Raw genomic sequence first — 12,990 nt, forward strand, 5'->3', positions numbered from 1 at the left:
TATTGCGAAAGCTGTTGAATAACAACCAACGGCGCTGCGATCGCCCGGCTGTCGCCGAGGGACAGGCGCATCTTGCGGGCAGGCGCGCACCAAGGGGGGCAGAATGACAGGAAGGAGGGCGGCGACGGAGTGGATGCGCCACGCCTGCCTTGCGCTGATTGCAGCGTCCCTGCCAGTGATGGCGCAGGCCGACGCGCCGCGGGCGACCATCTTTGCCGCCGCGTCCCTGCAGGGCGTCCTGAGCGAGATCGCGGCGCTTTATCCCGGTGAGGCGACGGTCTCGGTCGCCGGCAGCGGCACCATCGCGCGGCAGATCGCCAATGGCGCGCCTGCCGACCTTGCGATCCTGGCAAATGCGGATTGGATGGACTGGCTGGAGGATCAGGGACTGATTGATCCGTTGCGCCGGACGGACCTTGTGGGTAACAGCCTCGTGCTGATCGGGCCGGCAAACGCTCCGGATCTGAAAGCGGTGAACGCCGAGGCCCTGCTGGCGCGGCTGAATGGTGGGCGCATGGCCATCGGGCAGACGATGGGTGTGCCTGCGGGCATTTACGGGCGTCAATGGCTGGAGGCGGCTGGCTTTTGGCCCGCGCTGCGCCCGCAATTGGCCGAGACGGACAACGTGCGTTCGGCGCTGGCGCTGGTCGCGCGGGGGGAGGCGCCGCTGGGCGTCGTTTATGCTACGGATGCCGCCGCCGAGGAGGGCGTGCGCACCCTCTACGCCGTGCCGCAAGAGATGCACGATCCCATCACCTACCCTTTAGCGGAATTGACGGATGCGGGGGCTGACCTTGCGACGTTTTTGCGCGGAGCCGAAGCGCGCGGCGTGTTCCTGCGCCACGGTTTCGTTCCATTCAGTGGCGCGCCGTGATGCTGGATGGTGCCGCCCTAGACGCCGTTCTGCTGTCGCTGCGGGTCTCTGTCGTGGCGGTGCTTTGCAGTCTGCCGCTTGCCGTGGGCGTGGCCTGGCTGTTGGCGCGGCGGCGCTTTCCGGGCCATTCGGCCCTCAGTGCGCTGGTACACTTGCCGCTGGTGCTGCCGCCCGTGGTTACCGGCTACTTGCTGCTTTTGGCGTTCGGGCAGAATGGATGGATCGGCAGTGCGCTGGCCGAAATCGGGGTCGTCCTCGCCTTTCGCTGGACCGGGGCCGCGCTGGCGGCGGCGATCATGGGATTTCCGCTGATGGTGCGCGCGATCCGCCTCTCGATCGAGGCGGTGGATCCCGGCCTTGAGGAGGCGGCTGGCACGCTCGGCGCGGGCCGCTGGGCTGTGTTTTGCCGCGTAACCCTGCCGCTGATCGCGCCCGGCCTTCTGGCTGGCGCGGTGATGGGTTTTGCCAAGGCAATGGGCGAATTCGGCGCGACGATCACCTTCGTGGCCAATATTCCGGGCGAAACGCAGACGCTGCCATCGGCCATATACGCCTTTCTGCAGGTTCCGGGCGGCGAGGGGGCGGCGCTGCGCCTTGTCGCCGTCGCGTTGGTGCTATCGGTGGGCGCCGTGCTGCTCTCGGAGTGGTTGGCACGGCGCATGGCAGCGCGGATCACCGGATGAGCCTGAGCGTCGATATCGCGCACCAATTGGGGGATTTCGCGTTGGAAGCGGCGTTTCGCGCCGGGCCGGGCGTGACGGCACTTTTTGGTCCGTCCGGCTCGGGCAAGACGACCATCGCGCGGGCGGTTGCCGGGCTTTTGACGCCCGACAGTGGCCGGATCGTGCTGGACGGGGATGTGCTTGTGGACCGCGCCGGGCGTATCGATCTGGCTTCGGCGCGGCGCCGGATCGGAGTGGTTTTTCAGGATGCGAGGTTGTTCCCGCATCTAACGGTGGCACAGAACATCACCTTCGGCGCACGCTACGCGCCGCAAGGGGCGCCCGGACTGGACGCCAGAATGATCGAGCGGACGCTTGGCATCGGCGCGCTGATGGAGCGGCGGCCTGCCACCCTTTCGGGCGGCGAGAAACAGCGCGTGGCCATCGCGCGTGCACTCACGATGCGCCCGCGCCTTTTGCTGATGGACGAGCCTTTGGCCGCGCTCGACGGTCCGCGCAAGGACGAGATCCTGCCCTATCTGGAGCGGCTGCGCGATGTGGGTGGGGATGGCGGCGGTATTCCGATCGTCTACATCACCCATGCGGTTGCCGAAATTGCGCGCCTCGCGGACCGTATCGTCGTTCTGCGCGAAGGCCGGGTTGTGCGCGCGGGCGAGGTGGGCGAGGTGATGAGCGATCCGGCACTGGTCCCGCTCATTGGCGTGCGCGAGGCGGGATCGGTCCTGACGGCGCGGGTCGAAGAATGCGATCCCAAGGGGCTGAGTAGCCTCAGCATCAGCGGCGGTGCGCTGCGCTTGCCGGGGATCGCGGCCGCACCTGGCACATCGATGCGGGTCCGAATTCTGGCGCAAGACGTCCTGATCGCGTTGGAGGAGCCGAAGGGCCTGTCCTCGCGCAACATTCTGCCGGCAGTGGTCGAGGCGGTACACCGGGGCGGAGGGCCGGGCGTCGCGGTGTCGTTGCGCGTTGGGCAGGATCGGCTCTTGGCACGGATTACCGCAGAGGCGTCGGACGAATTGCGGCTTGCCCCCGGTACTGCCTGCTACGCGGTGCTAAAGGCGACGGCGGTGGCGCGGGCGGATATCGGTGCAGGACCTAAGAGTTGACCATAGTCAATCTGCGCCGCCGAGATATGCACCGCAGCGACGCGATTTCTGTTCTTAATCGAACAGCTGGAGCCTACTCGGCCAGATGGCAGGCAGCCATGGTTCCGCTGTCGCCCACGGGGCGCAGCTGGGGGCGCTCTGCGCGGCAGATGTCCTGCGCGATGGGGCAGCGCGGCGCAAACGGGCAACCCGGCGGCGGATTGACCGGATCGGGCAGTTCGCCCGGCTCGCGCGGTGCATCGAACGAGCCGCCTTCAAGACGCGGAATCGCATCCAGCAGGAGTTGTGTATAGGGATGCTTGGGGTCGCGGTAGATCGCCTCGACCTGCGCCAGTTCCATCACCTGACCCAGATACATCACGGCCACGCGGTCGCCGAAATGCTCGACCACGCTCAGATCGTGGGTGATGAACATGTAGGTCAGGCCGCGCTCGTCCTGCAAGTCGTTAAGCAGGTTCAGGATCTGCGCCTGGATCGAAACATCCAGCGCCGAGATCGGCTCGTCCGCGACGATGAAGGCGGGGTTGGTGACCAAAGCGCGGGCGATCGCGATGCGCTGACGCTGGCCACCCGAGAATTCATGCGGCAGTTTTCGCTGCCAGCTTTGGTCGCAGCCGGTGGCGTCCAGCACGTCCTCGACCTGTTTGCGCACGTCCGCCTCTGATTTCTCGGGCATCAGGTGGCGGATTGGCTCGGCCAAGGTCTGGAATACATTGCGGCGCGGATTGAGCGATGCGTACGGGTTCTGAAACACCATCTGCATGTCGGCGCGGATCGGCTTGCGCTCGTCCTCGCCCATGGTGTCGATGCGCTTGCCGTCGTAATAGATCTCGCCCGAAGAGGGCGTCAGCAGGCCCATGATGGCGCGCCCGAGCGTGGTCTTGCCGCAGCCGGACTCGCCCACAACGCAGAAGGTCTCGCCCTGTTGGATCTGCACATCGACGCCCGAGAGGGCATGCAGCACCGGCTTTTCCCGGCTCAGGAAATGCGTCGGCAGGTTGAAACGCATCTCAAGCCCGCGGGTTTCGACAATTGGGGTCTTGGCATCTGGCTTCGCGGTATCGGTCATTCTGCGGTCTCCGCGTCCTTAGTCACACCGGCCTCGTGCATGGGATGAAAGCAGGCCACGCCATGTTCCAGTGGTGGCATGGTGGCGCGGCATTCATCCGTCGCCCGCTCGCACCGGGGGTGGTAGGGGCAGCCCGAGGGCAGGTTGGTAATCGGCGGCATCGAGCCGGGGATCTGGTAGAGCTTGGCGCCCTTGGTGCTGTTTTGCGGCAGCGCCTTCAGAAGGCCGACCGCGTAGGGATGCTTGGGCGCGTCGATGATGTCGCGTGTGCGGCCCGTCTCGACGCATTTGCCCGCATACATGATCATGATGCGCTCGGTCACTTCGGCCACGACGCCCAGATCGTGGGTGATGAGGATCAGCGCCACGTCATTTTCGCGGCAAAGGCGCAGGATCAGCGACATGATCTCGGCCTGGATGGTTACGTCGAGCGCCGTGGTCGGCTCGTCCGCGATGATCAGCTCGGGATCTGTCAGAAGCGCGATGGCGATGACGACGCGCTGGCGCAAACCGCCCGACAGCTCGTGCGGATAGGCGTCCATGCGGCTCTCGGCCGAAGGGATGGCAACGAGGTTCAGCTTTTCCACGGAGAGGCGGTGCGCCTCGGCCTTGGAAATGTTGCGATGCGCCTTGAGCGTCTCGATCATCTGCTGGCCGATGCTGAGAACCGGGTTCAGCGTGACCATCGGATCCTGAAAGATCATTGAGACGCGATTGCCGCGGATGCGGCGGATCTGGCGTTCGCTAAGGTCCAGCAAGTTCTGTCCGTCGAATGTGACAGAGCCTTTCGTGACGCGGCCCGGCTCGGCGATGAGGTTGAGAATGGCGAAGGCCAGCATGGATTTGCCTGCGCCGCTTTCGCCCACAACGCCGAGGCGCTGACCTTTTTCCAGCACCAGATCGACACCGCGCAGGGCCTCGACTTCGCCCTTTTTCCCTTTGGGAAAGGCGACATGCAGGTCTTTGACTTCAAGAAGTGGCATCAGTCGTCCCCCCGGCGCAGTTTCGGGTTCAGCACGTCGCGCAGCCAGTCACCCAAGAGGTTGAGGGCCAGCACCAGCGTGACCAGCACGATGGCGGGATAAAGCGTGATCCACCACGAGCCCGAAAAGATGAATTCAAAGCCCGAGCGGATCAGCGAGCCGAGCGACGGTTTGTCCGTGGGCATACCGAGGCCGAGGAAGCTGAGCGCCGCTTCGGTCATGATCGCCTCGGCCACCTGGATGGTCGAGATGACCAGCACCGGCGTCAGCGTATTGGGAAGGATATGGCCCCACATCACCTTGCGCGCGGGCAGGCCGATCACACGGGCCGCGTCGACATACTCCTTGTTCTTCTCGCCAAGGACCGAGGATCGCACGGTGCGGGCAAATTTCGGCCATTCGGCGATGCCGATGATCACGATCAGCATGATGATGGCGTAATCGGCGTAGATGTTGGCATCGAAGGCCGCCTTGAAGAGGGCGAGCGCGATGATGGCGATCATCAGTGTCGACAGCGACATCTGAATATCGGCCATCCGCATCAGGAAACTGTCCACCCAGCCGCCACGATACCCGGCCCAGAGGCCAAGGCTGACGCCGAGAACGGCTTGCACGATCACGGCGCCGATCCCGATCAGCAGGCTGATGCCGGTGCCATAGAGAATGGTCGAGAAGACGCCGCGACCTTGTGCATCGGTACCAAGCCAGAACCGCTCGTCGCCGCCGTCGCGCCACGAGGGGGGCATTTCGCTGTCCATGATGTTCAGCTGCAAGAGGTCGTAGGGATTCTGCGGTGCGATCCACGGCGCGAAAACGGCCATGGTGACCAGAACCAGCAGGACAAAACCGGCGCCGATGGCGACAGGGTCCGACAGGAAGCGTTTGAGAAATCCTTGCCAGGTGATCATGACTTGGCCCCCGGGAGTTTCACCATCGGATTGATGAGTGTGTAGATGAAATCGACGATCGTGTTCACAACCACGAAGATCAGGCCGACGACGATGATGTAGGCGATGATCAGCGGCGTATCGACACGGTTCACCGCCTCAAGAAAGAGGAAGCCCATGCCCGGCCACTGAAAGACCGTCTCGGTCAGGATCGTGTAGGCGATCAGCGTGCCGATCATGAGACCGCCGACCGTCACAACGGGCAGCAGCGTGTTGCGGAAGGCGTGGACGTAGCGCACGCGCGGCGTCGAAAGGCCCTTTGCCTTGGCAAAGCGGACATAATCGGTGCCCATCGCCTCCATCATCTCGGCGCGGATCAGGCGGATGAACAGCGGCAGCATGATCGAGCTGAGCGCGATGGACGGCAGGATCAGGTGCGACAGGCCATCCCATGTGAGCAGGCCGGTATCCCAGCCCCAGGGCAGTTCGACCGTGTCGCCGCGCCCGAAGGCGGGCAGCCAGCCAAGTTCGACGCCAAAGAGCCAAACCAGTAGGATCGCCGTCAGAAAGACCGGCACCGAGATGCCGATGATCGAGGCGGTCATGATGGTCTTGGCCAGCCATTTCTCGCGATTGATGGCGCAATAGATGCCGCCCGGAATGCTGAGCGCGAGGAAGATCACGACGGAGCCGAGGACCAGCTCGAACGTCGCGGGGAATTTGTCCATGATGACATCGAGCGCCGGACGCTTGAAGAAGTAGGAGGTGCCCAAATCGCCCTGCACGGCATTGCCCAGAAAGCGGCCGTATTGCACGAGGAAACTGTCATTCAAGCCCAGCTCGTCACGGAGCTCCTGGCGCTCGGCTTCGGAGACGGATTGTCCGACCAATTCGCGCAGCGGATCGCCCAGATTGTCCTGGATCGAAAAGCCGATAAGCGAGATGACGAACATCACGATCACGGCCTGAATGGCGCGCCGGATGAGAAATGCGATGATATGCATGGTGCGGATACGTCCCTGGCGGCTGCTGGAGGGGATGCGGCGAATGAGCGCCGTCTAGGGCGGTAGGGGGCCGAACGTCAAGCCATCGAGGTGGTTGACGCAACGGCGGGCCGGAGTGCTCCGGCCCGCCTGAAGTGCTTATTCCTCGATGACGAGGTCACCCAGATAGGGGAAGTTCATCACGTTGAGGACAGGCTCGATGTTCACGCCCTTGCGTGCGGCCCATGCAAGATCCTGCCAGTGCAGCGGGATGTAGGCGGCCTCATCGTAGAGGATCTGCTCGACTTCCTGCAGCATTTCGGCGCGCTTCTCGTTGTCGGTTTCGTTGAGCGATGCCATGGTCAGCTCGTCGACGCGGGCATTGGAGTAGTTGCCCGAGTTGTACTGACCTTTGCCGGTGTCGGCATTCGGGGTCATGTTGAGGAATTCGTAGAAGTTGGCCGAATCCTCGGTATCGGCGTGCCAGCCGATCATCATGATATCTGCTGCACGCTCGTCGTATTCGGGCCAGTACTGCGCCTTGGGCATGGTGGTCAGATCGACGTCGATCTTGATCTGAGCCAGCATTGCCGCCGCCGCTTCGCAAATCTTGTAGTCGTTTACGTAGCGGTTGTTGGGGCACATCATCGAGGCCGAGAAGCCATCGGCGTAGCCGGCCTCTTCCATCAGCGCGCGTGCCTTTTCCAGATCAAAGCGCGGCTCGAGATCGGGGTTGTGGCCCAGATACCCTTCGGGCGAGTTCTGCGCCGCGACGGTGCCAAAGCCCTTCATGATCTTTTCGACGATACCCGCGTTGTTGATCGCGTTGTCCATGGCCAGGCGGACCTTGGGATTGGCCAAAGCCTCATTGCGCTGCTGGTTCAGTTGCAGCGTAATGATGCGCGTGCCCGACATGGTGATCAGATTGGTGTTCTCGTCATTCTCGATCCGCTCCAGATCGGTGGGCGGCACGGGCGCGATGAAATCCACGTCGCCCGACAGCAGGGCCGCGACGCGAGTCGGCGCTTCCTTGATCGGGGTCAGGATTGCGGTCTGGACGTTGCCAGGGCTTTCGGCGTCCCAATAGTCGGGGTTGCGCTCGAACACCACTTTAACGCCCTGCTCGCGCTCGGCGATGGTGAAGGGGCCGGTGCCCGACACGTTCGACGACGCAAAGCTGTCGCCGTGCTTGGCAATCTCGGCGCCGCCTTCTTCGTAGAATTTCTTGTCGAGCGGGAACACGTAAGTGGCCGTGTGCAGCACCAGCGGGCTGGGCCCGTCTGTCTTGATCTCGACCGTGTAGTCATCGATCGCCTCGACCGAGGTCCAGCCCGAGAAGATGCCCTTGAAATCCGCCGAGGATTTCAGGCGTTCGATGGTCCAGACCACGTCTTCGGCGGTCATGTCATTGCCCGAGTGGAACTTGACGCCCTCACGCAGATTGAAGCGCATGGTCGTGTCATCGACCCGCTCCCAATCCGAGGCGAGGCGGCCGTCAAAGCCCAGTTCCTTATTCCAGCGCACCAGCGGATCGAAGATCATGTGGCTCAGCTGCAAAGTGCCGCCCGAAAGCTGCTCATGCGGGTCAAGCGAGACGGGGTCAGCATCATAGGCGAAATTCAGGGTCTGCGCGGGGGCAAGCGTGGCCGCACCCATCAGCAGCGCGGTCGCCGACGCCGTGGCGAGGTGACGAAGTGTTTTCATTGGTATCTCCCAGATCTTGATCGCGGCAGCGCCATTCATCGCGGCGCCGCCTTGGCGATCACAGGAAGGTGTCTCGATTCCCGCGCCGTGTAAAGTCCGGTATTCTTATCCAAGCGAGCAACGCAGAACGAAATTTTCCGCAATATCATCGGGCTGGCGCGCAACTATCCTGCTTGACTGTCGCGCAGCGCATGGGGTGCCGGTGGTTCGCGCCGGGTGCCGGCCTGCTTGACCCCCGGGGAGGTGGGTAATAGTGATCAAAACGCTCAGGCATAGGCGCCGGGCAGCTTGGGGGCGATCGCGTGACGGAACGGCTGATCTATCGTTTGGCTTGGCTGGTGGCGGCGCTCTGCGTGGCGCCGATCTTTGCCGCGGCCCTAGCCGCCCTGGGCGGAGATCTGGCAACGTGGCGCGACGTGCTATCCTCAGTTCTGCCGCGCTATACTGCAACGACGCTGGCGCTGGTGGTGATCGTCGGCGGCGCGGCCGCCGTGATAGGCACCTCGACGGCGTGGCTGGTCACGGTCTACCGCTTTCCGGGGGTACGCTGGCTGGAGGTGGCACTCGCGCTGCCGTTGGCGTTTCCGGCCTATGTTCTGGCCTATGCCTATACGTCGCTTCTGGATCATCCCGGCCCGGTGCAGACGCTGTTGCGCAATATTACCGGCTGGGGCCCCCGCGATTACTGGTTCCCCGAGATCCGCAGCCTGGGCGGCGCTGCCCTCATGCTGACGATGGTGCTCTACCCGTATGTCTACCTGCTGGCACGCGCGTCCTTCCGCCAGCAAAGCTCGAACGCCTTTCTGGTGGCGCGCACCTTGGGGCGCCCGCCGCTGGCCGCGTTCTGGGCCGTGGCGCTCCCGATGGCGCGGCCCGCCATCGTCGGCGGCACCCTCCTCGTGGTGATGGAGACCATCGCCGATTTCGGCACGGTCGCCTTCTTCAACGTCCAGACCTTTGCGACCGGTATCTATCAGGCATGGTTCAGTCTGGGCGACAGGGCGGCGGCGGCGCAATTGGCGCTCTGCCTTTTGACCTTCGCGCTGCTGTTGGCGGGGCTGGAGCGCGCGCAGCGGGGCCGGGTGCGCCGCGCGGCGCGCGGCGGCGCGCGGTTCGAGGTGCTGGCCAAGCCGCGTCTGACCGGCTGGCGCGGCTGGGGCGCGGTAGCTGTTTGCCTGCTGCCGGTGTTGGTGGGCTTCTTGATACCCGTCATCATGCTGGGCGTCATGGCATGGGGATCAGGCCAGAACATTCTTCAGGACCGCTACGTCGATCTGATGAGGAATTCTGTCCTGCTGGCGATGGTCGCATCGGTGCTGACCGTGCTGGGCGCGATCCTTATCGGATTTCGCGCCCGCACCAAGCCCGGGCGCACCTCGCGCGGCCTGCTTGTGGGTGCGGGCCTTGGATACGCAGTGCCGGGCGGTGTTATCGCGGTCGGTCTGATGGTGCCGCTCGCCGGGCTTGACAACGTCATCGACGCCTTCATGGAGCGCAATTTCGGCATCGATACCGGGCTGCTGATCACCGGCTCGATCTGGCTGATGGTGCTGGCCTATATGGCGCGCTTCATGGCCGCCGCGCTCAATGCGTATGACAGCGGCATGGCCACTGTCCCGGCGCATTACGACGCGATCGCGCGCAGTCTGGGGCAGGGTGCGGGACGCCTTTTGTGGCGCGTGCACCTGCCGGTGGCCAAGACGTCGGTCCTGACGGCGCTGCTCATCGTTTTTGTCGATGTGATGAAGGAGCTGCCCGCGACGCTGATCCTGCATCCCTTCAACTTCGAGACGCTTGCCGTGCAGGCTTACCGCCTCGCCGCGGACGAGCGGTTGCGAGAGGCGGCGGTGCCGTCTTTGGCGCTGGTCGCGTTCGGCCTGATCCCGGTGCTGATCCTTTGCCGCACCATCGGGCGCGAAAGCGCCTGAGGCATGCGCCTTTGTAGCGTGGCGGCCGCGCGCGGCGCCTTACTCCATGTCGCGCGGACAATTCCGGGCGGTGCCCTTGCGGGCGGGTTTGCGCAGCACTAAGACTCCGTTAGGAATGATCCGCTAAACGGCGGACGCAGATCTCAGCATGCAAGGCGGCTTATGAACGATCCAATGGACACCTACATGAACACCCTCGTGCCGATGGTGGTCGAACAGACCAGCCGGGGCGAGCGTGCCTACGACATTTTCTCGCGCCTGCTGAAAGAGCGCATCATCTTTCTGAACGGGCCCGTGCATGACGGCATGTCCAGCCTGATCGTCGCGCAGTTGCTGCATCTCGAGGCGGAGAACCCGTCGAAAGAGATCAGCATGTATATCAACAGCCCCGGCGGCGTTGTGACGAGCGGTTTGTCGATCTACGACACGATGCAGTATATCCGCCCCAAGGTTTCGACGCTGGTGATCGGTCAGGCAGCCTCGATGGGCTCGCTCCTGCTGACGGCAGGCGCGCCCGGGATGCGCTTCTCGCTGCCGAACTCGCGCATCATGGTTCACCAGCCTTCGGGCGGGTATCAGGGCCAGGCGACGGACATCATGATCCACGCCGAAGAGACGCTGAAGCTGAAAAAGCGTCTCAACGAGATCTACGTCAAGCACACTGGTCAGACCCTGAAAAAGGTTGAGGACGCGCTGGAGCGCGACAATTTCATGTCGCCCGAGGACGCCAAGAACTGGGGTCTGATCGACGAGATCGTCGAGAACCGCGCCAAGCCGGAAGAAGACGACAAGCCCAAATCCTGAGGCTGAAACACACACTGGGCGGCGCGCGATTTTGCGATTGTCGCCGCCCGGTGCCTGCCATAAGCTAAAGAAAATGGCGGTCCGATCCCCGCGGAGGGCCCCGATTGCAACGCACCGCCCGAAAGGTAGATCATGTCGAATAGTTCAGGCAGCGACAGCAAGAACACCCTCTATTGCAGCTTTTGCGGCAAGAGCCAGCATGAAGTCCGCAAGTTGATCGCGGGCCCGACCGTGTTCATCTGCGATGAATGCGTCGAGCTGTGCATGGACATCATCCGCGAGGAAACCCGCAGCGCGGGTCTGAAATCCTCCGAGGGCGTGCCCGCCCCGCGCGAGATTTGCGATGTTCTGGATGATTATGTCATCGGGCAGTTCACCGCCAAGCGGGTGCTCTCTGTCGCGGTTCACAACCATTACAAGCGGCTGAACAACTCGGGCAAGTCGGGCGATATCGAGCTTCAGAAATCCAATATCATGCTGATCGGCCCCACCGGCTGCGGCAAGACATTGCTGGCGCAGACGCTGGCGCGCATTCTGGATGTGCCCTTCACCATGGCCGACGCGACCACGCTGACCGAGGCGGGCTATGTCGGCGAGGACGTCGAGAACATCATTCTCAAGTTGCTTCAGGCCTCCGAATATAACGTCGAGCGCGCGCAGCGCGGCATCGTCTATATCGACGAGGTCGACAAGATCACGCGCAAGTCCGAGAACCCTTCGATCACACGCGACGTGTCGGGCGAGGGCGTGCAGCAGGCGCTTTTGAAGCTGATGGAAGGCACCGTTGCCGCGGTCCCGCCGCAGGGCGGGCGCAAGCATCCGCAGCAGGAATTCCTGCAGGTGGACACGACCAACATTCTCTTTATCTGCGGCGGCGCCTTTGCCGGCCTCGACAAGATCATCGCGGCGCGCGGCAAGGGCAGCGCAATGGGCTTTGGCGCGGATGTGCGCGACAAGGATGATCGCGGTATCGGCGAGGTGTTCAAGGATCTCGAGCCGGAGGATCTGCTGAAATTCGGCCTGATTCCCGAATTCGTCGGCCGCTTGCCGGTCATCGCGACACTTGAGGATCTGGATGAAGACGCGCTGATCACCATCCTGACCCAGCCCAAGAATGCGCTGGTCAAGCAATACCAGCGTCTGTTCGAGCTTGAGAACGCGCAGCTGACCTTTACCGACGACGCCCTGACCGCCATCGCCAAGCGCGCGATCCTGCGCAAGACCGGCGCGCGTGGTCTGCGCTCGATCCTTGAGGACATTCTGCTCGACACGATGTTCGAACTGCCCAGCATGGAAAACGTCGAGGAAGTGATCGTCAATGAAGAGGCGGTCACATCTGGCGCCAAGCCGCTGATGATCTACGCCGAAAGCGCAAAGAAAGAGGGCGCCTCGGCGGGCTGACACGACCGCAGCGACGCGAGACACAAAAGGGCGGGCCTACGGGCCTGCCCTTTTTCGTTTTGATGCGCGCGGCACCGCCATTGCGGCCTTTGGCCCACTGGACGTTTGCGCGCCGATGCGGCATATCAGGGGCAACGACCTTCGGAGGACGACATGGGCATTCTCAACTCGCTGCTGCGCGCCGTCACCTGGTGGCATGGCCAGACCCTGAACACGCAGCTTTGGACCTGGCGCAAGGGCACCAAGGTGGGCGAGGACGCGCAGGGCAACATCTTCTATCGCTCCAAAGACGGCGATCGCCGCTGGGTCATCTACAATGGCGAGGCCGAGGCAAGCCGAGTGAGCCCGGAATGGCATGGCTGGCTGCATCACACTTACCAGGATCCGCCGACCGAGGCGCCGCTGGCCCATCAGTCTTGGGAAAAGCCGCATCTCGAGAACCTGACAGGCACTGCGCTGGCCTACGCGCCGGCAGGCTCGATCAGGCGCAGCGAGCCTAAGCCGCGCAGCGAATACGAGGCGTGGCGGCCCGAATAAGGCCCGCCTCTTCCACCTGAAATCAAGGCGC

The 12,990-nt window shown here is 63.4% G+C and carries 12 protein-coding genes; 7 read left to right on the top strand and 5 right to left on the bottom strand.

From position 1 onward, the window contains the following. The first annotated feature begins 103 nt into the window (after positions 1-103). The 3 genes from modA to modC are packed head-to-tail and all read left to right on the top strand — an operon-like array spanning position 104 to position 2,663. Positions 104-874: a molybdate ABC transporter substrate-binding protein gene (gene modA / locus BW975_RS05985; protein WP_244512503.1), complete on the top strand. Its 771-nt coding sequence runs from the start codon at positions 104-106 to the stop codon at positions 872-874. Then, positions 874-1,557: a molybdate ABC transporter permease subunit gene (modB, locus tag BW975_RS05990; RefSeq protein WP_076531842.1), complete on the top strand. Its 684-nt coding sequence runs from the start codon at positions 874-876 to the stop codon at positions 1,555-1,557. Before modA ends, modB begins: the two co-directional genes overlap by 1 nt. Further along, positions 1,554-2,663, top strand: coding sequence for a molybdenum ABC transporter ATP-binding protein (modC, locus tag BW975_RS05995; protein ID WP_076531844.1), 1,110 nt, complete (start codon positions 1,554-1,556; stop codon positions 2,661-2,663). Before modB ends, modC begins: the two co-directional genes overlap by 4 nt. Before the next feature lie 73 nt (positions 2,664-2,736). On the opposite strand, the gene BW975_RS06000 is transcribed toward modC, so the two are convergent. From BW975_RS06000 to BW975_RS06020, 5 genes are all read right to left on the bottom strand, one after another. Further along, positions 2,737-3,732, bottom strand: a complete 996-nt coding sequence (locus BW975_RS06000) for an ABC transporter ATP-binding protein (RefSeq protein WP_076531846.1) — start codon at positions 3,730-3,732, stop codon at positions 2,737-2,739. Next, positions 3,729-4,715: an ABC transporter ATP-binding protein gene (locus tag BW975_RS06005; RefSeq protein ID WP_076531848.1), complete on the bottom strand. Its 987-nt coding sequence runs from the start codon at positions 4,713-4,715 to the stop codon at positions 3,729-3,731. The genes BW975_RS06000 and BW975_RS06005 overlap by 4 nt, the downstream gene beginning before the upstream one ends. Then, complete coding sequence (locus tag BW975_RS06010) at positions 4,715-5,623, bottom strand: ABC transporter permease (RefSeq protein WP_076531850.1); 909 nt, start codon at positions 5,621-5,623, stop codon at positions 4,715-4,717. Before BW975_RS06010 ends, BW975_RS06005 begins: the two co-directional genes overlap by 1 nt. Next, a complete protein-coding gene (locus tag BW975_RS06015; RefSeq protein WP_244512501.1) occupies positions 5,620-6,606 on the bottom strand; it encodes an ABC transporter permease in 987 nt (328 codons plus the stop codon). The genes BW975_RS06010 and BW975_RS06015 overlap by 4 nt, the downstream gene beginning before the upstream one ends. 138 nt (positions 6,607-6,744) lie before the next feature. Further along, positions 6,745-8,289: an ABC transporter substrate-binding protein gene (locus BW975_RS06020; protein ID WP_076533449.1), complete on the bottom strand. Its 1,545-nt coding sequence runs from the start codon at positions 8,287-8,289 to the stop codon at positions 6,745-6,747. Between the two features lie 302 nt (positions 8,290-8,591). Here BW975_RS06020 and BW975_RS06025 point away from each other — a divergent pair, with 302 nt between their 5' ends. From BW975_RS06025 to BW975_RS06040, 4 genes are all read left to right on the top strand, one after another. Then, positions 8,592-10,217: an ABC transporter permease gene (locus tag BW975_RS06025; RefSeq protein ID WP_076531852.1), complete on the top strand. Its 1,626-nt coding sequence runs from the start codon at positions 8,592-8,594 to the stop codon at positions 10,215-10,217. A gap of 162 nt (positions 10,218-10,379) precedes the next feature. Beyond that, complete coding sequence (locus tag BW975_RS06030; RefSeq protein ID WP_076531855.1) at positions 10,380-11,021, top strand: ATP-dependent Clp protease proteolytic subunit; 642 nt, start codon at positions 10,380-10,382, stop codon at positions 11,019-11,021. Positions 11,022-11,153: 132 nt separating this feature from the next. Beyond that, positions 11,154-12,422 (top strand): ATP-dependent Clp protease ATP-binding subunit ClpX, encoded by a 1,269-nt coding sequence (gene clpX / locus BW975_RS06035; protein WP_076531857.1) that lies wholly within the window; start codon positions 11,154-11,156, stop codon positions 12,420-12,422. Positions 12,423-12,575: 153 nt separating this feature from the next. Continuing rightward, complete coding sequence (locus tag BW975_RS06040; protein WP_076531859.1) at positions 12,576-12,959, top strand: NADH:ubiquinone oxidoreductase subunit NDUFA12; 384 nt, start codon at positions 12,576-12,578, stop codon at positions 12,957-12,959. The last annotated feature ends 31 nt before the right edge of the window (positions 12,960-12,990 follow it).

The sequence above is a fragment of the Roseovarius nanhaiticus genome (assembly GCF_900156535.1).
In the GTDB taxonomy this organism is placed as follows: Bacteria; Pseudomonadota; Alphaproteobacteria; order Rhodobacterales; family Rhodobacteraceae; genus Roseovarius; species Roseovarius nanhaiticus.